Origin of the sequence: Collimonas sp. OK607, from assembly GCF_900111995.1 — a bacterium.
Classification (GTDB): Bacteria; Pseudomonadota; Gammaproteobacteria; order Burkholderiales; family Burkholderiaceae_D; genus Collimonas.
The window spans coordinates 74,332-97,325 of sequence record NZ_FOKF01000001.1; the positions used below are offsets into that span (position 1 = coordinate 74,332).

Below are 22,994 nucleotides of genomic sequence, written 5' to 3' on the forward strand. Positions count from 1 at the left end.
TTGCCCATCCTACGAGTTCTTCAATTTTTTTCAAGCAGGTAGTAGCCAAATCCGAGCGTAGCTTTGCCTGACTCCAGATAGCTGTCGTACCAGCGCTGGGCTCGTTCGCTAAAGACTACCGCATCCGGGTCCTCCGGGTGCGTTGCTACATGGCGCATCATTGCCCGGTAGTACATGCCTTCATACTGATCCCATTCATCGTCGCTACTCACCGCTGATGTCAGCAACTTGTAGCCATTTGCCAGCGCACGGCTAACGTTCTGCTCGTGACTGGTGAGTTCATCACGCGTTGCGCCGAGCATGGCGAGGTACTGCTCTGACGGAGATTGTTTCCAATAACCTTCGCCAGTCAGAAGTAAGCCGCCGGGTTTGAGCCATTGCCAGCAGGTGGCGAGAGAGCGATCAAAGCCGCCGAATACGTGGCTCGATCCAATGCAAAGAATGGCGTCGTAACCGGTTGCCGGCGGCGGATGGTGCTCTACCTGGCTTTCGACAAGGGTCAGGCGGTCGTCGCCCGGATTGCTACTGGCCCATGCATTTGATGCTTCGGTAAGGAACCGCGTATTGATATCCACGCCGACGCCACGGACCGAGGCCGGCGCCGATTGCAACAGATCACGCAGCAGTGCGGCTTTACCGCATCCGGCATCCAGCACCAAGGCGTCGGGCGTCAGCTGCAACGCAGCTAATAGCGTGCTGGCTTTAGCAGGCGAAAGAGGGCAGCAATAGCGATGGTCGCTATGCGCGATAGTCGTGTATTTGAATTGATCTTGCGAGGAAGTGGACATGCGTCAGCCCAGGCATTGCAACATATAGATGGCACTTTCCTGGCTGGCCGATACTTGATAACTGGCGAGATTTTCCCTGGCCGGGGAGTGCGTTACATCTACCGCTGAATAGCCCAGCGCGCCCCAAAATTTTTGCGACTGCTGTACCGATACCAGCGCACTCCAGCGCATGCCAGATTCGCGCGCGTGTTTCAACGCAGCCGCCACCAGAACATTACCTGCTTGCCGGCCCCGCGCGTCTGGCGCTACCGCCAGGTCGTGCAGGTACAGGCAATTCGGCGTTGCTGCAATCTTGAACGGCTGGTCCAGCGCCGTGACCACATCTTTATTCGAAGGATAACTGAACAGATACGCAGCCGGATCGTGTTCCTGCGTCGACCATACCCAGCAAGTGGCTGGTGTCAGGTCGAGGCGGGCGCGGAACACGGCTTCCGACTCTTGCATGAGCGAGGGATAACATTCCGCCTGGATGCGCATCACGGCAGGAATGTCATGCTCAGACATGATTCTGACAGCTGAACTCAAGCCGGCATCGCCTTGTTGTCGTTCAAATCTACCAGGCCCTTGATCAGGCGATAGGCTTTCCATAGCCACGCAATACCCCACACGGCGAAAGCCAGCGGGATGCCGATCACCGTCAGGAACAGGACGCCACCGACGAACATCCACAACAGATACCACCAGAATGACCGAATTTGCCAATTGTGATGGCTATATACGAAAGTGTCCGCCGCATCCGAGCGTTTGACGTAATTGATGATCAGAGGGATCCAGGAAAATGCCCCGAGAGACAGCACCAGGCTGGCGGCGTGAAAGAGATAAAGCCACCAGGCAAGATTCTTCTCGGAGTGCAATTTGCTATCGAAAACCAATTCTTGTGCCATGACTATCCTTTGCATTTTGTTAAGGGGGCGCTTATTTCAACAGCAATCAAGCCAATATAGGCAAGATGCCATCTAAACCGACAAAATTCAAGGCCACGCTGGCTTGCGCCCGCACCACCGGTTTGGCGCGGAAGGCTACCGACAGGCCGGCAATCTTCATCATGTTGAGGTCGTTGGCGCCGTCGCCCATGACGATGGCCTGGCTTGGGGCGATATTCAGCTCGGCGCAGACGCGCTCGACAGTCAGTTTCTTTTCCTCGGCGTTGACGATGCCGCCGACTACTTTGCCAGTCAGTTTGCCATCGACGATTTCAAGTACGTTGGAATGGGCGTAATCGAGTTCCAGGGCGGCTTTCATGCGATCGGTAAAGAAGGTGAAGCCGCCGGAAACCAGCAAGGTCTTGATGCCGGCAGCCTTGACTGCGGCCAGCATGTTTTCTGCCCCCGGCGATAGTTGCAGCCGTTCGTCAAACACCCGTTGCAACGCCGAAGCATCCAGGCCTTTGAGCAAGGCCACGCGTCGGGTCAGGCTTTCGTTGAACTCGATTTCGCCACGCATCGCTGCTTCGGTAATTGCCGAGACTTGCGGCTTCAAACCTTGCATGTCGGCGATTTCATCGATGCATTCGATGGTGATCAATGTCGAGTCCATGTCCATTGCCAGCAACTTGAAATCACCTAGTTTCGCGCCCGGTTCAGGTGCCGATGGCAGCCAGGCGCAGTCGATCCCGACGCCGTAGCAGGCAGTGTCAATCAGCGCCTTCAAGCCTTCAGAATACGCGACGTCGTCACAACGCCATGCATGGCGGCCGCCGCTGCTTATATCTGTGGCGGTAACGTCAGCCAGGTTGGCGATACGGTCAATGGCGTTGCGTTCTGCGCTCAGGCTTTGCAAGATGAGGTTCATGTGTCTGTATGGCTTTATGAAAATTTAAATAATTGAATAACGATGCTATCCCGCCAGGGCCTTGATGGTGGCCTTGACCTGCGTCAGGCGCGCCGCCAGGTCGGGCATGTTGACTGTGATCCGCAACTTGTCCTGGCCGTTGAGCTTGATATGGCGGTTTTTTTGAATCAGTTCGATGATGCGCATGGCGTCGATCGGCGGATTCGGTATGAACTGCAGCAGGGCGGAGTCGGTGTGGGCGTCGATCTTGACGATGCCTATCGATTTGGCGGCAATCCGCAGGCGATGGGTTTCGATCAGGGCTTTAGCCGGATCCGGCAACTTGCCGAAACGATCGATCAATTCCTCCTGCAGGTCGTCGATCTTGTCTTGCGCGTTGCAATTGGCCAACCGCTTGTAGATCGATAACCGTTCGTGCACGTCGCCGCAATAGTCCGCGGGCAGCAAGGCCGGCACGTGCAAATTGATTTCGGTGGTGGTCGACAGCGGCGCCGCCAGATCCGGCTCCTTGCCGTTCTTCAATGAACGCACGGCTTCGTTGAGCATGTCGGAATACAGCTGGAAGCCGATCTCTTGCATTTCTCCGGACTGGTTTTCACCCAGCACCTCACCGGCGCCGCGGATTTCCAGGTCGTGCATGGCCAGGTAGAAGCCGCTGCCGAGTTCTTCCATCTGCTGGATTGCATCCAGCCGGCGCTGCGCCAGTTTGGTCAAGCCCTGGACGTCATGCACCAGCAGGTAAGCATAGGCCTGGTGATGCGAACGGCCAACCCGGCCGCGCAACTGATGCAGCTGGGCCAGGCCGAACTTGTCGGCGCGATGCATGATGATGGTGTTGGCAGTTGGAACGTCGATACCGGTTTCGATAATGGTCGTACACAGCAGGATGTTAAAGCGCTGGGCAACGAAATCGCGCATCACTTTTTCCAGGTCGCGTTCGTGCATCTGGCCGTGGGCGATGGCGATGCGCGCTTCCGGCAACAGCTCTTCCAGCATCGCCTTGCGGTTCTGGATGGTATCGACTTCGTTATGCAGGAAGTAGACCTGGCCGCCGCGCTTCAATTCGCGCAAACAGGCTTCGCGAATGGTCGATTCGCCTTCGCTGCGGACGAAAGTCTTGATGGCCAGGCGTTTTTGCGGCGCGGTGGCGATGATGGAGAACTCACGCAAGCCTTCCAGCGCCATCCCCAACGTACGCGGGATCGGCGTGGCGGTCAGCGTCAAGACGTCGACTTCGGCCCGCAACGCCTTCAGCGCTTCTTTCTGCCGCACGCCAAACCGGTGCTCTTCATCGATGATCACCAGTCCGAGGCGTGAGAACTTGATGTCGTCGGATAATAATTTGTGGGTGCCGATTACTATATCCAGTGTGCCGTCGGCCATGCCTTTGATCGCTTGCGTGACTTCCTTGCCGGAGCGGAAACGCGACAGTTCGGCGATTTTTACCGGCCAGTCGGCAAAGCGGTCGGCGAAGGTTTGCGCGTGCTGTTCCGCCAACAAAGTAGTCGGCGCCAGGATCGCGACCTGTTTGCCGCCGAGCACGGCGACAAACGCCGCGCGCAACGCGACCTCGGTCTTGCCGAAGCCGACATCGCCGCAAATCAAACGGTCCATCGGCTTGCCGCTGGTCATGTCCTGGATCACGGCATTGATCGCCGCAGCCTGGTCGACCGTTTCTTCAAAGCCGAAACTTTCAGAGAAAGCCTCGTAATCGTGCGCTGAATATTCGAACGCATGCCCTTGGCGCAAGGCGCGCCGCGCATACAAATTCAATAACTCTGCGGCGGTGTCGCGTACCTGTTGCGCGGCTTTGCGCTTGGCTTTTTCCCACTGCCCGGAACCGAGCGCATGCAGCGGCGCATCTTCGGGCGAGGCGCCGGAATAACGCGAAATCACATGCAGTTGCGATACCGGCACGTATAACTTGGTGTCCTTGGCGTATTCCAGATGCAGGAATTCGGTCTCGCCTTCGCCCAGATCCATGCTGAGCAAGCCCATGTAACGGCCGATACCGTGATTGATATGCACCACCGGATCGCCGATCTTGAGTTCGGACAGGTCGCGCACCATCGATTCGACCTGGGTCGCGCCTTCCTGTTTCTTCTTGCCGATGCGGCGACCGGAGCCGGCGTACAGTTCGGTTTCCGTGACGAAGATAAACTGCGGCAATTCAAAGCCTGCGTGCAAGGGCGCCACGCCCAGCATCAGCTTATGGGCAGAAGTGGCGAAATCGGCATAACCATCGCACAGCGCCAATGGTAAATCGTATTCGTTGAAATACTGCTGCAAGGTTTCGCGGCGGCCATTCGATTCGGCGCAGATCATCACGCGGCGGTCGCTTTGCAGCAGATAGGCGCGCAGATTGGTCAACGGATCGTCGATACGGCGATTGACCGCGATATTGGGAATCGGCGCAGATAATTCGGAGGCCGCATCGCTCTGCTGAATCACCCAGCGGCCGTAAGGCTTGGTCAGGCTGAAGAAATTCTCGCCGGTCAGGAACAAGGCTTCCGGCGCCAGCAAAGGGCGTTCTCGATCCGACTTCAGGAATTTGTAGCGCGACTGGGTATCATTCCAGAAGCGCTGGATGGCGCCGTCGATATCGCCGACCAGGGCAAACGTCGCATCGGCCGGCAGATAGTCGAACAAGGTCGCCGTGTCTTCAAAAAACAGCGGCAGGTAATATTCGATACCGGCCGAGGCGATGCCATTGCCGATGTCCTTGTATATCGCCGAACGCGACGGATCGCCTTCGAATACTTCACGCCAGCGGCTACGGAACGCCGAGCGTGCCGCCTCGTCCATCGGGAATTCGCGGCCCGGCAATAGCCGTACTTCCTTGACCGGATACAGCGAGCGCTGGGTGTCGGCGTCGAAGGTGCGTATGGTTTCGATGGCGTCGCCGAACAAGTCCAGCCGGTACGGTAACACCGAGCCCATCGGGAAAATATCGATCAAGCCGCCACGCACCGAATATTCGCCGGGTGACATGACCTGGTTGACGTGGCTGTAACCCGCCAGCGTCAGCTGCGATTTCAGGCGCGCTTCATCCAGCGTCTCGCCCTGCTTGAAAAAGAAGGTGTAACCCGCCAGGAAGGACGGTGGCGCCATTCTGACCAGGGCGGTGGTGGCCGGCACCAGCAGCACGTCGCATTGGCCGCTCTGGACCTCATACAAGGTCGCCAGTCGCTCCGATACCAGGTCCTGGTGCGGCGAGAAGGCATCGTAGGGCAGGGTTTCCCAGTCCGGCAGCAAATGGCAGCGCAGGCCGTTAGACTCGTCGCCAGTGGTTTGAAACCAGGGGATTTCCGTACGCAGCCGCTGTCCATCGGTGGCGTCGGCCACTACTACCACCAGCATCCGTTGTTGCGACTTGAGCGCCAGCGCAGCTTGCGCCAATGCGAAGGCATCGGCTGAGCCGTGCAAAGCCGGCAGCACGAAACGGGCAGCCGGTTTAGGCAGCAATTTTTCTAGATCAAAGGACATTAGGGCCTGTTAAACGTAACATACAAACGCAACATACAAGATGACATACGAGATGACATACAACGCGACACAAACGATGACGCAAACAACGATACAAGCACGGCTATGGTCAAAAAAAGCCGCAATACGCCTGATTTGACAGTTAAAATTCAGAGCCGCATTATAAACCACGGGCATAAATGCCGATTCTTACGGCTCAGGACATGGTTTAGCTAATATTCTCTCAAGCATGCAGCCATTTTTTTACCGTCATTTTGCTATGTATTGATGACATTTCCTCAGAATTTCCAACGAGCCCATTGCGCATGAATTCTTCACGCTATTTTGCCCTGATTCCTGCTGCCGGCATCGGCGCCCGCCTTGGTGCTGATATCCCCAAACAGTATATGCCGCTGGCCGGCCGGCCGATGTTGACGCATGTCTTGACGACTTTTGCCGCGGCCAGCGTAATCAGCCATGTTTTTGTGGTGGTCAGTGCCGACGACGGCTATATAGGCGAACTGATGGCTGCCGCGCCGCATTTGCAGGGACGGGTCAGTGTACTGTTTGACGGCGGCCCCAGCCGTCGGGAATCGGTATTGAACGGTCTGCAGGCGATTCGGCCATTGGTTGGCGATGACGACTGGATGCTGGTGCATGATGCCGCTCGGCCCGGCCTGACTGGTGGCTTGATCGAACATCTGATTGAGACGCTGCAAGATGACCCTGTGGGCGGTTTGCTGGCGCTACCGGTGGTCGACACCCTGAAGCGCAGCGATCAGCAAACACGCGTGGAGCAAACTGTGGAGCGCACCGCATTGTGGGCAGCTCAGACGCCGCAAATGTTTCGCTATAGCCTGCTATTGCGGGCATTGAGGTTGGCCGACGCAGTCACCGATGAGGCCGGTGCGGTTGAATTGCTGGGCTTGCAGCCGCGCCTGGTTGAAGGTAGCCCGCGTAATTTCAAAGTGACCCTGCCGCACGATGTGGCGTTGGCAGAGATGTTTTTAAAGGAAAAGTCGTGAAATCATTAACTGCACTGTATTCAAAGGAGCACGCATGAACAACCCAGGATTTCGCATCGGCCAGGGCTACGATTGCCATGTCTTGCAGGCCGGCCGGCCATTGATTATCGGCGGTGTGACGATTCCGCATAAAACCGGCTTGCTGGGACATTCCGACGCCGACGTGCTGCTACATGCGATTATCGACGCACTGTTTGGCGCAGCAGCCTTGGGTGATATAGGTCGTCATTTTTCGGATACCGATGCGCAGTTTGCTGGCGCCGATTCACGCAAATTGCTGCGCGAAGCGGTCAGGCTGATCGGTGCGGCCGGTTACGCTGTCGGCAATATAGATTCCACCATCATTGCGCAAGCGCCGAAGATGGCGCCGCATATTCCATTGATGGTGGCACAGATTGCCGCCGATTGCGGGATTGCCGTGAATCAGGTCAATGTGAAGGCAAAAACCAATGAAAAACTCGGGTATCTGGGCCGGGAAGAGGGGATCGCAGCGGAGGCGGTAGCTTTGCTGTTCCCTTTGTAGGGTGGGCACGCTTTTGTGCCCACGCTGAACTCACAATACGCACATACGTGTTTCCATGCCGGGAGGGTCCGTACTGCGGTTATCGCGGTCACGCGTGGGCATTCATGCCCACCCTACGAAACCCGTGTCAGGTTTTTAGCTGTAGTTCGATCTGGGTTGCCAGGCCACCGCCTTCGCGGTTGCTGACACGCAATTTACCGCCGTGCTGCTTGACAATCCGGCTGACGATCGCCAAGCCCAGGCCTGAACCGTTGGCTTGTCCCCGCGCGACATCGAGTCGCGTGAACGGCCGCAGCAGGCGGTCGATCTCGCTGTCCGGCACGCCAGCGCCGTGATCGGCAATATTCACGATGACTTTGTCCTGACGGATATGGCAGCTGATGTCGATCTCGACGTGGTCGTCGCCGTCTTTTTTTCCGTAGCGGCGGGAATTTTCCAGCAGATTTTCCAATACGCGCCTGAGTTCGGTTTCGTTGCCGAAGACATGGACATTAGGCGTGACGCTGGATTGAATCCGGACATCGGTCTGGCGTGTCGCCGTTTGCGCCACGTTATCGATCAGTTCGCTGAGGTTGATTCTCTCGAAACTGCTGGTATCCGTCGGCTTCGCATAGTTCAGGAACTGGCCGATGATGCCGTCCATCTGCGCCAGGTCGGATTGCATGCCGGTGCGCGCGTCATCGGACAGGTTTGCCATTTCCACTTCCAGCAGCATACGCGCCAGCGGCGTGCGCAAATCGTGCGAAATGCCGGCCAGGATGATCGCGCGATCAGATTCGATACGCTGCAAATCATTGACCATCTGGTTAAAGCTGCGATTGGCTTCTTCAATTTCGGTCGGCCCGGTTTCGGGCAGCGGTTCGGGCCGTATGCCTTTGGCCACCGCGCGTGTAGCTGCGGTAAGGCGCGATAGGGGCTGGTTAATCAGGGTGGAAATAAACATCGCCCCCAATAGCGACAGTACCAGTGCAACGCTGGCCCATTGCAACCATTGAATGCCGGAAGTGCGGTCAAGCCGCTCGCTGTCGAGCATCAGCCAGTATTCGTCGCTATCGATCTTGAAGCTGATCCAGAAGCCATCGATATCATTGACCTTGGATGAAAACCGGGTTTGGTTGCCAAGGCGCGCCCGGACTTCTCTCTCGAGGTCAGGCATCAGCGCATTATCGGGTGGCGGATCGATTTTGTCGGTGTCTTCCAGCGGGTAGATCCGGATGCCTTCATTGCTGGCCAGGTCGAACAATAGCTCGCTGCGCAAGTCCGGCGCGGAATGGGTGAGGGCGGCCCGGGTAATGGTGACGATAGAGATGATTTGCGCTGCGATCTGTTGCGCGCGCGGACCCCGTTCAACGATCCTGAAGCTGGCGACCCATGTCACCATGCTGACCGTGATCAGAAAGGCGAGCATGAAAAAGGTCCGCCAGAGCAGACCGCTTTTCAGCCAGGCCAACCGGTTAGTCGTTACCATGCGGCCGTTTGATACGAGCGTTGCTGAGTGGGAATGCCGTGCACACTGACATCAACGCGGCTGGCCTTCAGGAATGAAGACGTAGCCGAGGCCCCATACGGTTTGTATGTAGAGCGGGCTGGCCGGATCGGGCTCGATCAGCTTGCGCAGGCGTGAAATCTGGACGTCCAGGCTGCGGTCGAATACTTCGTACTCGCGTCCGCGCGCCAGTTCCATCAATTTTTCGCGGGACAGCGGTTGTCGTGCGTGCCGCGCAAATACCTTGAGTACCGAGAATTCGCCGGTGGTGAGCGGGATCGACTCGCCATTTTTTTTCAATGTGCGTGTGCCGAGATCCAGTACGAATTCGCCGAATTCGAAAGACTGCGGTGTCTCCGACGGTGCGCCCGGTAATTCATCCGGACCTTTGCGTCGCAGCACGGCGCCGATGCGCGCTACCAGTTCGCGTGGATTGAATGGCTTCGGCAGATAATCGTCGGCGCCCATTTCAAGTCCGACGATGCGATCCACATCCTCGCCTTTGGCGGTCAGCATGATGATCGGCGTCTGGTCGCCGGCGCCGCGCAAACGGCGGCAGATCGCCAGGCCGTCTTCGCCCGGCAGCATCAGGTCAAGCACCAGCAAGTCGTAGCGTTCGCGAATCCACAACTTGTTCATCGCCTGGGCGTTCTCCGCCGTGACCACCTGGAAGCCTTGCTCCGTCAGATAGCGTCGCAGCAGATCGCGCAATCGAATGTCGTCGTCGACCACCAGGATTTTATGTTGGTGGGTTGTGTTCGTTTGGTTTTGGGTGTTGATCGTATTCATGGTCATATGGTAACGTCAGAGTGCGCATCAAAAGTACAGTAAATGCTTATGGATTACAAAGTGTTACACACTTTACTAAAAACGTCTTATGCCAATTAATAGAGGAGCTTACACTCAATTTGTGGCGATTAAATCTTAACCGTTATCCAGAATTCACAGAAGAAGTCCATATATGAAGATGTTTCGGAAAATCAGTGTTTGTTTGTTGTTGCTATCGGCAATGATGAGCGCCTCTGCACGTTCCGACCGGGCGCAGGATGATCGCGGAGAGCGCCGCGCGCCGCCGCCATCCCAGTATGAGCCGCAACGCGGCCAGGCGCCGGAGCCGCAATGGCAAAATCGCGGGCGGGAATCTGATCCTAATGAAGGTGGGCGTGGCAGGATGTCACCGGACGACCGGCGCGCATTGCGTCAGCAAATCGACAGGGCTGGCCGCGATATTTATCCGCAACGCCGCTGATGCTGAAAACCAGAAAAGATTGAAGATGCCAATTCATATGGCATAGCGAACCGAACCGGTGATGAAGATCACCGGTTTTTTATTGGGCGCTGCATTTGAAAAAACGAATTGGGGATGCTGTGTTCTGCGCAGATGGTGTGGTGGAAGATCCGGCTTTGGCAGGGAGGTAAAAACAGGTGACGTAAACCAGAAAGGGGTTGCAAGATTTCTCTTGCAACCCCTCGTAATACTGGTGCGGCTGGCAGGAATCGAACCCACGACCCCTTGGTTCGTAGCCAAGTACTCTATCCAGCTGAGCTACAGCCGCGAAAAACAAAATTATATATTAGCTTTGTTAATTTTGGAAGAGGAAAATATTTAAAAAACTTAATATTTCTTCTCGCTTACAGAGGTAAAACACTTTTTCTGCTTGCTCTCAACCAAGTCCGTTACTATGCCACAGACATTGCGCATTGGGAAGCTTTTTTTCCAATTTCATTCTATTTTTGTGTCCGCGATTTTAATCTTTCCAATTTCCTGTGCCAGGTCGCCGCGAATTTCATCGGATGTTATAATTAAACAATAATCATTATCATTTGTAATTGGCAGATTGAGAAAGGTTGATGACATGAATGTGAAATTGCTTACGGCGGCTGTGCTTGTTTCGATTGGTCTTGCAGGTACCGCTTCGGCGGCTGAATACCCGATCGGCAAACAGCAAATCATGAACGGCCTGGAGATTGCAGCTGTTTACTTACAGCCGATCAAAATGGAGCCGGAAGGCATGATGCGCAAGGCGGAGCTGTCGGATATCCATGTCGAGGCTGACATTCGTGCAGTGAAAGACAATCCGAACGGCTTTGCAGAAGGCGACTGGATGCCGAACCTGGTCATCTCTTATGAATTCACAAAAGCCGGTTCGTCCCAGGTAATCAAGGGCGACATGATGCCGATGGTGGCTAGCGACGGTCCGCACTATGGCGATAACGTCAAACTGGCAGGGCCGGGCAAATATACATTGAAGATGATTATTTCCCCGCCGTCAGCCAACGCCGGTGCGCATTTCGGCCGCCACGTAGATAAGGAAACCGGCGTCGGCGCCTGGTTCAAGCCGTTCACGGTGGTCAACGAATTCACGTTCGCTGGCGTCGGTAAAAAGGGCGGGTATTAATTCACTATGAAATCTGCCATGAGATTCTTATCGGAGAGCACCGTTATGGCGTCAGGCAAGATGCGCTGCCTGGTCGGTATCAGCCTGCTGGCGATAGCGGCGGTTTCGGCGGCCGCCGATTTGCCGACCTTCAAGCTGGAAATGAAGGATGGCGTTTTGAATCCGGCGCGGATAGCGGTTCCTGCCGGCCAGAAAATAAAAATCGAGATTCATAATCTCGGCCAGTCGGCCGCGGAATTTGAAAGCGTCCAGCTGCGCAAGGAAAAGGTGCTGGCGCCAGGCGCGCAGTCTTTTGTGGTGATTGCACCGCTGCAGCCGGGCGAGTACAAATTTTTCGATGATTTTCATACGCAGGCGCAGGGTGTGATCGTCGCCAAGTAAATCGCTCTCTATATATAGAGAGAGCCGTGCAGTATTTTAGAGATAGTCGTTTTTTGTTGCGGGACGGGAGCGCAGAGTCGCCATGGCATGGCGCATTGCTCCACCCGCAATTGACTGGAGATAAGTGATGGGTCAGGTATTGTTCATCGTCTGGCGCGAAAGCGTTGAGGCGTTGCTGGTAGTCGGTATTTTGCATGCGTGGCTGAAAAATGGCGGCGAAGCTGCGCGCCACGGTCTGCCTTATCTGTGGAGCGGTGTCGGCGTCGGCATTTTCGGCGCGGTTGGCCTCGGTGCGGCGTTGCTGGGTTTCAGCGAGCTGCTTTCCGGCGATGCCCAGGATTACTTTCAGATCGTCATGGTGATATTGGCCGCCATATTGATAGTGCAAATGGTGTTCTGGATGCGCAAGCATGGCCGCACACTCAAGCGCGAAATGGAAACCTCGCTCAGCGCGAATCTGCAAAACGCCAACTGGTGGGGCGTATTTGCGCTGGCGGCATTGGCGATTGCGCGCGAGGGCAGCGAAACCGTGATATTTCTTTACGGGCTGGGTCTGGCGCAACACGGTGAAAGCGCTGGAGCCATGGTGCTGGCTGCGGTACTCGGTTTTGCGCTGGCGTTCCTGACTTTCTATCTGTTGCAGCTCGGTGGTAAAATTTTCTCCTGGCGCCGCTTCTTTCAGGTAACTGAAATTATCTTGCTGTTCCTCGCCGCGGGTTTGCTACTGACCGGTATCGAACGATTGATGTCGCTGGATATTATTCCGACGCTGGTCGATCCGATATGGGATAGTTCACGCTTGCTCGACGACACGACTTCCTTTGGTAACCTGGTTTCCACGTTGACCGGCTATCGCGCGCAACCGGCGCTGATGAGCTTGCTGGTGTATGTGGGATATTGGGTGTGCGTTTTGTTATTCCTCAAGCGAGCCAGGCCGCAGGCAACCCTAGCTAAATAATCTGATGAATACTTGTGCAACTCCCCAAACAAGACTTTCCCGCGTGGCTGACTGGATGCGGGACCATGCGAAACTTATTCGCTGGGTGCAGTGGGGGATTGTGCTGGTCTACGGCTTGCTGATCCTGGTGCCGATCTTTTTGCCGCTGCCGGACGAGACCGCGCATATCTGGTCCAATCTGACCTTGATCGCCCAGTTTGCATTCTGGGGCATCTGGTGGCCGTTCGTGCTGATCAGCATGGTGTTGATGGGCCGCGTCTGGTGCGGCGTCCTGTGTCCGGAAGGCGCGCTGACCGAGTTCGCCAGCCGTCATGGCCGCGGCAAGGCAATCCCGCACTGGATGCGTTGGGGCGGCTGGCCGTTCGTGGCATTTGCGCTGACCACCATCTACGGCCAGATGGTGAGCGTCTATCAATATCCTAAAGCGGTGCTGCTGGTGCTGGGCGGATCTACCGCCGGCGCCATCATCGTCGGTTATCTGTACGGTCGCGACAAGCGCGTCTGGTGCAAATACCTGTGCCCAGTGAACGGTGTCTTCGGGTTGCTGGCGAAACTGGCGCCGTTCCATTACAAAGTCAATGAAACCGCCTGGCGTGCTTCATATGGCACCCACAGCCACACGCAAGGCCGCACGGTGATTCCTGTCAATTGTGCGCCGCTGGTGCCGTTGCGGGCCATGAAAGGCGCTGCCGATTGCCATATGTGCGGCCGCTGCAGCGGTCATCGCGATGCGATTGAACTGACCTGGCGCGCGCCGACCGAAGAAATCGTCGAGCACGGCGAACAGCAAAACAGTTTGTGGGAAAGCGCCTTGGCGCTGTATGGCCTGATGGGGATTGCGATTGGCGCGTTCCACTGGTCGGCCAGCCCCTGGTTTGTGCAGGTCAAGCAAGCCATCGCTACCTGGCTGATCGACCGCGACATCATGTGGCCCTTCGATACACATGCTCCGTGGTGGGTGTTTACCAATTATCCGGCGCAGAACGACGTGTTCAGCTGGCTCGACGGCGGCCTGGTGATCGCCTATATCCTCACCACCGGCCTGGTGCTGGGTACTGCCCTGACATTGTTGTTCGCCCTGGGCAGCCGTGTGCTTGGCGACTGGGATCGCAAGCGTTTCAATCATCTGGTGCAAGCCACGATCCCGTTGGCCGGCTGCGGTGTGTTTGTCGGCTTGTCTGCTACCACCGTCAGTTTATTGCGCGGCGAGCATCTGCCGATTTTCTGGGCGAACGACTTGCGCGCCATCCTCCTGATTGGCACCAGTTTGTGGAGCGTCTGGCTGGCCTGGCGCGTGACCGGCCGCTATGCAACATCGTCTGCGCGCCGTTTGGTGAGCATGGTGCCGGTGATTGCCGGTCTGGCCCTGGTCAATTTTGCCTGGTTGCTGATGTTCTGGTTGTGGTGAAATCCCATCGTTTTTGAAACATAACCCAACAATTCTTCGATGCTTGGGTTTTAGTGCGTAAAATGAAGGTTGTTATCCCGTCTATCTATCCCGTCCATATTTGGCTAGTCCCGGCGCTTTCCTGATCGCTGAGATGGCTGGCGGCGGCGGGGAAACCTTCAGGATACCCTTTCAACTTTAGCGCACGTTTTCTCTATCATGGTTCGCCCACGTTTTTTACCTGACAACTTCACGTTGTTATTGGTTACCACGGTTCTTGTCGCCAGCCTGTTGCCGGCCAGGGGCCAGGTTGCAGTGTCCTTCAACCTGATTACGACGCTGGCTATCGGCTTGCTGTTTTTCCTGCATGGCGCCAAGCTGTCGCGCGAGGCGGTGGTGCAGGGCGCGCTGCACTGGCGCCTGCATTTGACGGTGTTGCTTGCCACTTTCGTATTGTTTCCATTGATCGGGCTGCTGTTCAAGCCGGCATTGCTGCCGCTGGTGACGCCCGATCTGTATCTCGGCATCTTGTTCCTGTGCACCTTGCCGTCCACGGTGCAATCGTCGATTGCCTTCACTTCGGTCGCCCGCGGCAATGTGCCTGCGGCGGTGTGCAGCGCATCTGCTTCCAACCTGCTCGGCATATTCCTGACGCCGGTGCTGGTCGGGCTGGTCGTTGTGGCGCACGGACAGAGCAAAGGCTCGTTCGAATCCATCATGAATATCGTGATGCAGTTGCTGCTGCCCTTTGTCGCCGGGCAGATCGCTCGCCGCTGGATCAGCAAATGGCTGGACAAGCACAAGATAATCTTGAAGGTGGTTGACCAGGGCTCGATCCTGCTGGTGGTCTACACCGCATTCAGCGAGGCCGTGGTGCAGGGTTTGTGGCAGCAGCTGCCGCCGCTGTCCTTGCTTGGTTTGATTGTGGTCGTGACGCTGTTATTGTTTGCGATGCTCGGTATCGCTACCTTCGTCAGCCGCCGCCTCGGCTTCAACAAGGAAGACGAAATCACGATCGTGTTTTGCGGCTCGAAGAAAAGCCTGGCGAGTGGTATACCGATGGCAAAAGTGTTGTTTGCCGGGCACACCATCGGCATGATCGTTTTGCCCCTGATGCTGTTCCACCAGATTCAATTGATGGTCTGCGCCGTGCTGGCAAAACGCTATGCGGCCCGTCCGATTGAAATAGCAACCGGCGGCCCGCCGCCGGTCTGGTCCGACGTAACTCCTGAAGATTAAGTCCGGAAGATTAAGGAGCGGGGTTAGGCTGGCGCGAGTGGATCAGCTCAATCTCGCGCAGGATATCTTCGCTCAGCGTCAGGTTGATGCTGTCGAGATTGCTCTGCAATTGCTTTAACGTAGTGGCGCCAACGATATTGCTAGTCACGAAACCGCGGCTGTTGACGAAAGCCAGCGCCATTTGCGCCGGATCCAGTCCGTGTTTTTGCGCCAGCGCTACATAATCGCCGATGACCCGGTCGACTTGCGGATTGGTATAGCGGCTGAAACGTTCAAACAAGGTAAGGCGGCTATCAGCCGGTCGCGCGCCATTCAGATATTTCCCCGACAGCACGCCAAACGCCAGCGGTGAATAAGCCAGCAATCCGACCTGCTCACGGAAAGCAAATTCCGAATGGCCGATTTCAAACGTGCGGTTGAGCAGGCTGTACGGATTCTGGATGCTGACCACGCGCGGCAAATCAAACTTTTCCGAAGCCTTGAGAAACTGCGCAATACCCCACGGCGTTTCGTTCGAAATGCCGATATGGCGCACCTTGCCAGCCTTGATGAAGTCCGCCAGGATGGTCAGCGTTTCTTCAATCGGCACCGTATCTTCATCTGCAATATGGCTGTAATTCTGGGTGCCGAAGCAATTCACGCTACGATCCGGCCAATGCAACTGGTAGAGATCGACGTAATCCGTCTGCAACCGTTCCAGGCTGCCGTTCAACGCCTCGGTCAAGCCTTTGCGATCAAAATTATTGACGCCGCCGCGTATGTGGCGCGGGTTGTGCGGCTTGCGCGCCGGTCCGGTAGCCTTGGTGGCGATCATTACATCGCGACGCTTGCCGGATTTTTTCAGCCAGCTGCCGACATAACGTTCGGTCGAGCCTTGGGTCTCGGGGCGCGGCGGCACCGGGTACATTTCCGCGGTGTCGATCAGGTTGACGCCGTGCGCCAGCGCCAGGTCGATTTGCGCATGCGCTTCTGCTTCGGTATTTTGTTCGCCCCAGGTCATGGTGCCGAGCGTAATCTGGCTAACCTTGAGATTGCTTTGTCCGAGTTCACGATATTGCATTGTTGCTTCCTTTGCTGCAGGGGACTGAGAGTATAGCTGGAACCCCGTTTTACTGCAGGGCGCGGGCCGCCTGCAGCTAGCTGGTTGTTGCCGTTGCCGGCGGCGCCGGATTGGCGGGCGCAGCCGGATTGAGCAGCTTGTCCAGACCGAATAAAGCAGGGAACAAACGTATCCACAGCAGCACCACGGCTATCGTGCCGATACCGCCCAACAGTACCGCCGGCACCGGGCCGAGCCAGGCTGCAGTGATACCCGACTCGAATTCGCCCAACTGGTTGGAGGTGCCGATGAATACTGAATTGACGGCGCTGACGCGGCCCCGCATATGATCCGGCGTTTCCAGTTGCACGAAGGATGAGCGCACCACCACGCTGATCATGTCGGAAGCGCCGAGCACCGCCAGTGTCGCCAGCGACAAGACAAATGAACGGGACAGGGCGAAGACGATGGTTGCCAGGCCAAACACGGCAACCGCAATAAACATGCTGCGGCCGACACGTCTCCTGAGCGGCCGCCGCGCCAGGAAGATCGCGGTTGATAACGCGCCCACCGCCGGCGCCGAGCGCAGCAGGCCGAGGCCGAGCGGGCCGGTGGCGAGAATGTCGTGGGCGTAGATCGGCAACAGGGCGGTGGCGCCGCCCAGCAAGACAGCGAACAGATCGAGTGAGATGGCGCCCAGGATGGCTGGCCGGCTCTTGATAAAGGCAATTCCCGCCAGCAAGGAGTTGAGGGTGGCCGGTTCGCGGCGTGGCAGGACGCTCTCAATCCGGATCAGCGACACCAGCAGGCTGGCAGTAATGAACAGGACGCTGCTGCTTGAGTACACGGCGCTGGGGCCGAATACGTAGATGAACCCGCCCAGGGCCGGGCCGATAATCACCGCGGTTTGCGTGGCCGACGCCGACCAGGCGATCGCGCGCGGCAGCAATCGGGCTGGCACCAGTCCGGGCAGCAGCGCCTGTAACGTGGGTGATTCAAAAGCATGCGTCGCGCCGATCACGAAGACGATGGCAAAGATGGCGTCCTTGTCGAGCCAGCCGTAAATGCTGCCAAGCGCCAGGGTTGCGGCCGCCGATCCTTTCAGGAACAGGCAGATGCGTGCAATCTTGCGGCGGTCGTAACGGTCCGCGACATGGCCGACCAGCAAGGCCAGGAACAAGGCCGGCAGGAATTGCACCAGGCCGACCATGCCGAGATCGAAAGCGCTATGCGTGAGTTGATAAACTTGCCAGCCGACGGCGACGATCTGCATCTGGTTGGCGATGGTGGAGGCAACGCGCGCGCCCCAGAACAGCGTAAACGGGCGATGGCTCAGGATGGATTCTGATTCGGAACTGCTGGAAGCGGGGGCTGTCATGTGGGGACTGGAATTGGCGCAAGGCCATAGAGTATTCCTTTCCAGCAAAAAAAGCAGCTGTCGCAGGGTGGCCGCATTTGTGATTTGTGCCCGCGCCTTACCGTGATATCCGGAATGCGGTAGCGATGACTATAGCGGTGGCGGTGGCGCGCGACACCGATATTGCTTTTTGTTATGTATATTGTTTGTAGGGGTACAGCATGAATATAGGGTAAAATCGCATGTCGAAATTATTGGGTGGAACAGTCGGATTGCGCAGTCAAAAACGCAACTCTTTCTCCCCGCGCAACTTTTATTTGCGCACCGAGTGTTTTAAGTGAAATTATCGGTTATAATGCGACATCGTTTAAGATTCGAGCTAGTAGTGCAGTATTAGTCTGTCATTTCTTTCTTGCTTCAAACGATCTAACGGGCGACAGCCCAACTTAACTGAAATAGGAAATGTAATGGCAACTGGTATCGTAAAGTGGTTCAATGATTCGAAGGGTTTTGGTTTTATTACTCCTGACGAAGGTGGTGAAGATCTGTTCGCGCACTTCTCCGCAATCAATTCTTCCGGCTTCAAGTCGCTGCAAGAGAACCAACGTGTTTCTTTCGAAGTTACTGCTGGCCCAAAGGGTAAGCAAGCTTCGAACATCCAAGCTATCTAATTCATAGCTCACTCAGTTGAAATAAACTGAGCATCGTAAAAATCCCTGGCTTGCCGGGGATTTTTTTCGTCCGTACCAAACGTAAAACTATAAACGCATAACGACTATAAGATCGGAAAGGCGAGCGTTGTCAGGAAGCTGTAAGGGTGGCCTGAAATGCTGGGGTGTCTGTATATCAGATACCATATTGCAATAGCTGGATCACGTTTTACCCTTAGAGGGCTGCCCGGTTTCTGCGAATGCCGGCGCTCACCAATATAAAAACACGGAGGAGACGACATGAATAACATAAGCAAAGCATGTGTGGCAGCGGCACTGATAAGCTGGTCGCTGGCCGCAGGTGCGGCAGAGCCGATTAAAATCGGCGTCACGGGTCCATTCACCGGCGGATCGGCGCCTATGGGCGTATCGATGCGTGACGGCGTCAAGCTGGCGGTTGCGGATATCAACGCCAAGGGCGGTGTGCTGGGGCGCCAGATACAATTGGTCGAGCGCGATGACGAAGCCAAGAATGAACGCGGCGTCCAGGTCGCGCAAGAATTGATCAACAAGGAAAAAGTGGTCGGCACGGTTGGTTTCATCAACACTGGCGTCGCCCTGGCTTCGCAGCGTTTCTACCAGGACGCCAAGATCCCGGTCATGAATAATGTCGCCACCGGCAGCATTATCACCAAGCAGTTCGTGGCGCCGGATCAAAAAGATAATTACGTATTCCGTACTTCGGCCAACGATACGATCCAGTCGGCGATGATCGTCGACGAAGCGGTGGTCCGTCAAAAACACACCAAGGTAGCGATCCTGGCCGATTCGACCAACTATGGTCAACTCGGTCGCGAAGATCTGGAGAAAGCCTTGGCTGCCAAGGGCATCAAACCGGTTGCAGTTGAAAAATACAACCTCAAAGATGTCGACATGACTGCTCAATTGTTGAAGGCCAAGCAGGGTGGCGCACAAGTGGTGCTGACTTACGGTATCGGACCGGAACTGGCGCAGATTGCCAACGGCATGGAAAAGCTCAACTGGAAAGTGCCAATCATCGGCAGCTGGACCCTGTCGATGGGTAACTTCATCGACAACGCCGGCAAGAACGGCGATGGCGCGCGCATGCCGCAAACCTTTATCCAGGATGGCAACACAGCCAAACGCAAGGCCTTCATCGAAGCCTATCAGAAAGCCTACAAGACCGACCGCATGCCTTCCGCCGTCTCAGCGGCTCAAGGATATGACTCGGTCTATCTGCTGGCGGCAGCGATCAAACAAGCCGGCAGCACCGATGGCGTCAAAGTACGCGAAGCGCTGGAAAACCTGAATGGCACAGTGGAAGGCGTGGTGACCAATTACACCAAGCCTTACACCCATGACGACCATGAAGCGATCAAGCCAAACATGGTAGTGATTGGCGAAGTCAAGAATGGTCGCGTGGTATTCGCCAAGTGATAGGAAGCCGGAACGCAGCAGCTTGCGTTCCAGCCAGACATCCGTTTGAACGACAAGGGTTCCAGCCTGCGCGGTAAGCGGGCTGGATTTATTTCGTCAAACGGTAGTATTGTTTTGCCGTAGCCCGGCTATCGCTGTCTCTTGGACCAATATCATGGAAATTCTGCTGCAACTCGTCTTCAGCGGTATCGCGCTAGGCATGATCTACGCGGTGATCGCTTTCGGTTATCAACTCACGTTCGCCACTTCCGGCACCCTCAATTTCGGCCAGGGCGAGGCACTGATGCTGGGCGCTCTGGTCGGGCTCAGCCTGGTCGGTAATATCCACGGCGGCCCTTATCTGAATTATTGGCTGATGATTCCGGTGGTGATTGTATTCGGCGCGCTGCAAGGCGTTGTGGTCGAATGGATCGGGGTGCGTCCGGCGCTCAAGATCAAATCGGAATTCGGCTGGATCATGTCGACCATTGCGCTGGCGATCATCTTCAAGAATGTCGCTGAAAACATTTGGGGCAAGGACGACCTGACATTCCCGTCGCCTTTGTCGTCGACGCCGTTCCAGGTGTTCGGCGCCAATGTCCAGCCGATGCAGGTGGTGGTGGTGCTAGGCGCGCTGGCGATGATGCTGGCGGTAGAACTGTTCAACCGCAAGTCGATTTATGGCAAAGCCGTGGTAGCGACTTCGAACGATCGTGATGCCGCCGGCCTGATGGGTATCAACACCAGCATGGTGATTACTTTTTCCTACGCTTTGTCATCGGCGACCGCCGCCTTTGCCGGTGTGCTGGTAGCGCCGCTGACCCTGACCGGTGCCACCATGGGCACTGCGCTGGGCTTGAAGGCCTTTGCGGTAGCGATTATCGGCGGCCTGACTTCGGGTATGGGAGCGATCGTCGGCGGCCTGATCCTGGGCATTGCGGAGACTATGACCGGGTTTTATATCTCGACCGGGTACAAGGAAGTACCGGGCCTGGTGCTGTTGCTGCTGGTGCTGGCGATCAAGCCGGCAGGTTTGTTCGGTAAAACAGCGATCAAGAAGGTGTAAATATGAATAAAAAACTATTTGCACTGGCGGTGGCCGGCATCCTGTTGCTGGTGGCCTTTCCGCAGGTTATTCCGAATCCGTATTACATCCACCTGGCGGAAACCATCCTGATTTACGCCATCCTGCTGTTCGGCCTGGATATCGTGGTCGGCTATACCGGCCAGGTCTCGCTCGGGCACGCCGGTTTGTTCGGCATCGGTTCCTACACCACCGGCGTGCTGGTGTTCAAGCTTGGCTGGCCATTCCTGGTTGCCGCGCCCGCCAGCCTGGCGGTTACCGCCATATTCGGCGCCATCCTGGCCTTGCCGGCGTTGCGGGTGACCGGTCCTTACCTGGCCATGGTGACGCTGGCGTTCGGCACCATCATCCAGATCCTGATCAATGAAATGAGCTTCCTGACGGAAGGGCCGATGGGGATCAAACTGAACAAGCCGGACTTCTTTGGCCATCGGCTCGATGAGGTGGAGTATTTCTATCTGGTCGCCGCCTTGATGGTGTTGTCGCTGATTGTGGTGCACCGGATCGTCAAGTCGCATCTGGGACGTGCCTTCCAGGCGCTGCGCGATAGTCCGATCGCCTCCGATTGCATGGGGGTCTCGGTGTATCGCTACAAAGTGATCGCATTCGTGATCAGCGCTGCGCTGGCAGGGTTGGCGGGCTGTCTCTATGCCTATTCGGAAGAGTATATTTCGCCGAATACCTATAACTTCGAATTGACGATCCTGTTCCTGCTGGCGGTCATCATGGGTGGCCGCAAGAGCCGAACCGGATCGCTGATCGGCGCCCTGATCGTAGTCATGTTGCCGAGCTTGCTGGCAGACATTGAGTTATTCCGCCAGATCGCCACCGTCGCGGCAGTAATCGGCGTGCTCGCAAGCGCCTTCCTGTTGTGGAAAAAGCGCAAGACCATGCGCGAGGTGGCGGTGCCGCTGGCGGCAACGGTTGGCATGGCGATTTTTTCCTATCGGCTGGAAAACATTACCGATTGGCGCCTGACCGTATTTGGGTTGATGACGCTGTTCGTGGTGTATTACCTGCAGGACGGGATTGTCGGCTTCGCGCGCAACCTGCTAGGCATGAGGGCAACCGCAGGCGGCAAGCAGGTCAGCGTGGCTCCCGCTGCCGGACAGGCATGGGCGCCAGCCGCCGGCAGTGTCGCAGTTGGCACTACCTTGTTGAGCGGCCAGCAGATACTCATGCAGTTCGGCGGCCTGAAGGCGCTTAACGAGGTCAACCTGGATATCGTCAAGGGCAGTGTGCATGGTTTGATCGGGCCGAACGGCTCGGGCAAGAGCACCATGATGAATGTGCTTACCGGCATCTACAAACCGACCGCCGGCAAGGTCGTGTTCAATGGCAGGACGATTTCCGGTTCGACACCGTCGGCAATTGCGCTGGGCGGCGTCGCCCGCACTTTCCAGAATGTGCAGTTGTTCGGTGAAATGACTGCCACTGAAAACGTGCTGGTCGGCCTGCATCACACTTTCCGCAGCAATATACTGGACGTGATCTTCCATACGCCGCGTTATCGGCGCGAAGAACAAGCGGCGCGAGAACGCGCTGCCAGCATCTTGCAATTCGTCGGGCTGAACGGCCTGGCCGCTGAAGAGGCGCGCAATCTGCCCTATGGCAAGCAACGCTTGCTGGAAATCGGCCGCGCACTTGGCTTGAACCCGGAATTGCTGCTGCTGGACGAGCCTGCCGCTGGCTTGACTGCGCCAGACATCAAGGAGCTGATCGAGATCATCCAGAAGATCCGGCAGCATGACATTACGATCATCCTGATTGAACATCACATGGATGTAGTCATGTCGATTTCCGATACGGTGACGGTGCTCGATTTCGGCCAGAAAATCGCTGAAGGCAAGCCGGCTGCGGTGCAAAGCGATCCTAAGGTGATTGAAGCCTATCTCGGCGGCACTGCCGCTGAAGCAGCCGACGCTGCCGATGCAGGCGATACCGCCCATGGCGCGCCATCCACATCCAACGCAGCGGGGTCATAA

At 56.5% G+C, this 22,994-nt stretch carries 21 protein-coding genes and 1 tRNA gene; 12 read left to right on the top strand and 10 right to left on the bottom strand.

Going from position 1 to position 22,994, the window contains the following annotated elements:
- Positions 1 to 20: 20 nt before the first annotated feature.
- Genes BM029_RS00350 through mfd form a run of 5 tightly spaced genes read right to left on the bottom strand, consistent with a single transcriptional unit; the run spans position 21 to position 6,065 of the window.
- A complete protein-coding gene (locus tag BM029_RS00350; RefSeq protein ID WP_092431590.1) occupies positions 21 to 788 on the bottom strand; it encodes an SAM-dependent methyltransferase in 768 nt (255 codons plus the stop codon).
- A 3-nt stretch (positions 789 to 791) separates the two neighbouring features.
- On the bottom strand, positions 792 to 1,292 hold the full coding sequence (locus BM029_RS00355) for a GNAT family N-acetyltransferase (RefSeq protein ID WP_092431595.1): 501 nt from the start codon (positions 1,290 to 1,292) through the stop codon (positions 792 to 794).
- Positions 1,293 to 1,309: 17 nt separating this feature from the next.
- Complete coding sequence (locus BM029_RS00360) at positions 1,310 to 1,672, bottom strand: DUF4870 family protein (RefSeq protein ID WP_092431597.1); 363 nt, start codon at positions 1,670 to 1,672, stop codon at positions 1,310 to 1,312.
- A gap of 46 nt (positions 1,673 to 1,718) precedes the next feature.
- Complete coding sequence (serB, locus tag BM029_RS00365) at positions 1,719 to 2,579, bottom strand: phosphoserine phosphatase SerB (protein ID WP_092431598.1); 861 nt, start codon at positions 2,577 to 2,579, stop codon at positions 1,719 to 1,721.
- A 45-nt stretch (positions 2,580 to 2,624) separates the two neighbouring features.
- Positions 2,625 to 6,065 (bottom strand): transcription-repair coupling factor, encoded by a 3,441-nt coding sequence (gene mfd, locus BM029_RS00370; RefSeq protein WP_092431600.1) that lies wholly within the window; start codon positions 6,063 to 6,065, stop codon positions 2,625 to 2,627.
- Positions 6,066 to 6,370: 305 nt separating this feature from the next.
- Here mfd and ispD point away from each other — a divergent pair, with 305 nt between their 5' ends.
- Positions 6,371 to 7,069, top strand: coding sequence for a 2-C-methyl-D-erythritol 4-phosphate cytidylyltransferase (gene ispD, locus BM029_RS00375; RefSeq protein WP_092431601.1), 699 nt, complete (start codon positions 6,371 to 6,373; stop codon positions 7,067 to 7,069).
- A gap of 34 nt (positions 7,070 to 7,103) precedes the next feature.
- Positions 7,104 to 7,592, top strand: coding sequence for a 2-C-methyl-D-erythritol 2,4-cyclodiphosphate synthase (gene ispF / locus BM029_RS00380; RefSeq protein WP_092431603.1), 489 nt, complete (start codon positions 7,104 to 7,106; stop codon positions 7,590 to 7,592).
- A 127-nt stretch (positions 7,593 to 7,719) separates the two neighbouring features.
- Here the strand turns inward: ispF and BM029_RS00385 are convergent, their stop codons facing one another.
- Both BM029_RS00385 and ompR read right to left on the bottom strand, forming a co-directional pair.
- Positions 7,720 to 9,060, bottom strand: a complete 1,341-nt coding sequence (locus tag BM029_RS00385; protein WP_092431605.1) for a sensor histidine kinase — start codon at positions 9,058 to 9,060, stop codon at positions 7,720 to 7,722.
- A 51-nt stretch (positions 9,061 to 9,111) separates the two neighbouring features.
- Positions 9,112 to 9,867, bottom strand: coding sequence for an osmolarity response regulator transcription factor OmpR (ompR, locus tag BM029_RS00390; RefSeq protein ID WP_092432010.1), 756 nt, complete (start codon positions 9,865 to 9,867; stop codon positions 9,112 to 9,114).
- 172 nt (positions 9,868 to 10,039) lie between these two features.
- Between ompR and BM029_RS00395 the strand changes: the two genes are divergently transcribed.
- On the top strand, positions 10,040 to 10,327 hold the full coding sequence (locus BM029_RS00395) for a hypothetical protein (protein WP_139217162.1): 288 nt from the start codon (positions 10,040 to 10,042) through the stop codon (positions 10,325 to 10,327).
- A gap of 230 nt (positions 10,328 to 10,557) precedes the next feature.
- Here the strand turns inward: BM029_RS00395 and BM029_RS00400 are convergent.
- Positions 10,558 to 10,634 (bottom strand) — tRNA-Arg (locus BM029_RS00400).
- 300 nt (positions 10,635 to 10,934) lie between these two features.
- Here BM029_RS00400 and BM029_RS00405 point away from each other — a divergent pair.
- The 5 genes from BM029_RS00405 (at position 10,935) to BM029_RS00425 (ending at position 15,442) form a co-directional block, all read left to right on the top strand.
- A complete protein-coding gene (locus BM029_RS00405) occupies positions 10,935 to 11,477 on the top strand; it encodes an iron transporter (protein ID WP_092431609.1) in 543 nt (180 codons plus the stop codon).
- Between the two features lie 60 nt (positions 11,478 to 11,537).
- Positions 11,538 to 11,858: a cupredoxin domain-containing protein gene (locus BM029_RS00410; protein WP_092432011.1), complete on the top strand. Its 321-nt coding sequence runs from the start codon at positions 11,538 to 11,540 to the stop codon at positions 11,856 to 11,858.
- Between the two features lie 127 nt (positions 11,859 to 11,985).
- Positions 11,986 to 12,816: an FTR1 family iron permease gene (locus BM029_RS00415; RefSeq protein ID WP_092431611.1), complete on the top strand. Its 831-nt coding sequence runs from the start codon at positions 11,986 to 11,988 to the stop codon at positions 12,814 to 12,816.
- Between the two features lie 4 nt (positions 12,817 to 12,820).
- The gene (locus BM029_RS00420) at positions 12,821 to 14,224 is read left to right on the top strand and encodes a 4Fe-4S binding protein (RefSeq protein ID WP_092431613.1); all 1,404 of its coding nucleotides are present in this window, start codon (positions 12,821 to 12,823) and stop codon (positions 14,222 to 14,224) included.
- Positions 14,225 to 14,422: 198 nt separating this feature from the next.
- The gene (locus tag BM029_RS00425) at positions 14,423 to 15,442 is read left to right on the top strand and encodes a bile acid:sodium symporter family protein (protein WP_092431615.1); all 1,020 of its coding nucleotides are present in this window, start codon (positions 14,423 to 14,425) and stop codon (positions 15,440 to 15,442) included.
- 10 nt (positions 15,443 to 15,452) lie between these two features.
- On the opposite strand, the gene BM029_RS00430 is transcribed toward BM029_RS00425, so the two are convergent.
- Positions 15,453 to 16,502: an NADP(H)-dependent aldo-keto reductase gene (locus tag BM029_RS00430; protein WP_092431618.1), complete on the bottom strand. Its 1,050-nt coding sequence runs from the start codon at positions 16,500 to 16,502 to the stop codon at positions 15,453 to 15,455.
- A 76-nt stretch (positions 16,503 to 16,578) separates the two neighbouring features.
- Positions 16,579 to 17,859 (bottom strand): MFS transporter, encoded by a 1,281-nt coding sequence (locus BM029_RS00435; protein WP_092431620.1) that lies wholly within the window; start codon positions 17,857 to 17,859, stop codon positions 16,579 to 16,581.
- Positions 17,860 to 18,305: 446 nt separating this feature from the next.
- Between BM029_RS00435 and BM029_RS00440 the strand changes: the two genes are divergently transcribed.
- The 4 genes from BM029_RS00440 to BM029_RS00455 all read left to right on the top strand — a co-directional run bounded on the left by BM029_RS00440 (position 18,306) and on the right by BM029_RS00455 (position 22,994).
- On the top strand, positions 18,306 to 18,509 hold the full coding sequence (locus tag BM029_RS00440; RefSeq protein WP_014005790.1) for a cold-shock protein: 204 nt from the start codon (positions 18,306 to 18,308) through the stop codon (positions 18,507 to 18,509).
- 279 nt (positions 18,510 to 18,788) lie between these two features.
- Positions 18,789 to 19,946, top strand: coding sequence for an ABC transporter substrate-binding protein (locus BM029_RS00445; RefSeq protein ID WP_092431622.1), 1,158 nt, complete (start codon positions 18,789 to 18,791; stop codon positions 19,944 to 19,946).
- A 154-nt stretch (positions 19,947 to 20,100) separates the two neighbouring features.
- Positions 20,101 to 20,991 carry a branched-chain amino acid ABC transporter permease gene (locus BM029_RS00450; RefSeq protein WP_092431624.1) on the top strand — a complete coding sequence of 297 codons (891 nt, stop codon included), beginning with the start codon at positions 20,101 to 20,103 and terminating at the stop codon, positions 20,989 to 20,991.
- Between the two features lie 2 nt (positions 20,992 to 20,993).
- Positions 20,994 to 22,994: a branched-chain amino acid ABC transporter ATP-binding protein/permease gene (locus BM029_RS00455; RefSeq protein ID WP_092431626.1), complete on the top strand. Its 2,001-nt coding sequence runs from the start codon at positions 20,994 to 20,996 to the stop codon at positions 22,992 to 22,994.

Coding starts and splice junctions, on each gene's coding strand:
- BM029_RS00350 (WP_092431590.1), bottom strand. CDS start 788: ATGTCCACTTCCTCGCAAGATCAATTCAAATACACGACTATCGCGCAT.
- BM029_RS00355 (WP_092431595.1), bottom strand. CDS start 1,292: ATGTCTGAGCATGACATTCCTGCCGTGATGCGCATCCAGGCGGAATGT.
- BM029_RS00360 (WP_092431597.1), bottom strand. CDS start 1,672: ATGGCACAAGAATTGGTTTTCGATAGCAAATTGCACTCCGAGAAGAAT.
- serB (WP_092431598.1), bottom strand. CDS start 2,579: ATGAACCTCATCTTGCAAAGCCTGAGCGCAGAACGCAACGCCATTGAC.
- mfd (WP_092431600.1), bottom strand. CDS start 6,065: ATGTCCTTTGATCTAGAAAAATTGCTGCCTAAACCGGCTGCCCGTTTC.
- ispD (WP_092431601.1), top strand. CDS start 6,371: ATGAATTCTTCACGCTATTTTGCCCTGATTCCTGCTGCCGGCATCGGC.
- ispF (WP_092431603.1), top strand. CDS start 7,104: ATGAACAACCCAGGATTTCGCATCGGCCAGGGCTACGATTGCCATGTC.
- BM029_RS00385 (WP_092431605.1), bottom strand. CDS start 9,060: ATGGTAACGACTAACCGGTTGGCCTGGCTGAAAAGCGGTCTGCTCTGG.
- ompR (WP_092432010.1), bottom strand. CDS start 9,867: ATGAATACGATCAACACCCAAAACCAAACGAACACAACCCACCAACAT.
- BM029_RS00395 (WP_139217162.1), top strand. CDS start 10,040: ATGAAGATGTTTCGGAAAATCAGTGTTTGTTTGTTGTTGCTATCGGCA.
- BM029_RS00405 (WP_092431609.1), top strand. CDS start 10,935: ATGAATGTGAAATTGCTTACGGCGGCTGTGCTTGTTTCGATTGGTCTT.
- BM029_RS00410 (WP_092432011.1), top strand. CDS start 11,538: ATGCGCTGCCTGGTCGGTATCAGCCTGCTGGCGATAGCGGCGGTTTCG.
- BM029_RS00415 (WP_092431611.1), top strand. CDS start 11,986: ATGGGTCAGGTATTGTTCATCGTCTGGCGCGAAAGCGTTGAGGCGTTG.
- BM029_RS00420 (WP_092431613.1), top strand. CDS start 12,821: ATGAATACTTGTGCAACTCCCCAAACAAGACTTTCCCGCGTGGCTGAC.
- BM029_RS00425 (WP_092431615.1), top strand. CDS start 14,423: ATGGTTCGCCCACGTTTTTTACCTGACAACTTCACGTTGTTATTGGTT.
- BM029_RS00430 (WP_092431618.1), bottom strand. CDS start 16,502: ATGCAATATCGTGAACTCGGACAAAGCAATCTCAAGGTTAGCCAGATT.
- BM029_RS00435 (WP_092431620.1), bottom strand. CDS start 17,859: ATGACAGCCCCCGCTTCCAGCAGTTCCGAATCAGAATCCATCCTGAGC.
- BM029_RS00440 (WP_014005790.1), top strand. CDS start 18,306: ATGGCAACTGGTATCGTAAAGTGGTTCAATGATTCGAAGGGTTTTGGT.
- BM029_RS00445 (WP_092431622.1), top strand. CDS start 18,789: ATGAATAACATAAGCAAAGCATGTGTGGCAGCGGCACTGATAAGCTGG.
- BM029_RS00450 (WP_092431624.1), top strand. CDS start 20,101: ATGGAAATTCTGCTGCAACTCGTCTTCAGCGGTATCGCGCTAGGCATG.
- BM029_RS00455 (WP_092431626.1), top strand. CDS start 20,994: ATGAATAAAAAACTATTTGCACTGGCGGTGGCCGGCATCCTGTTGCTG.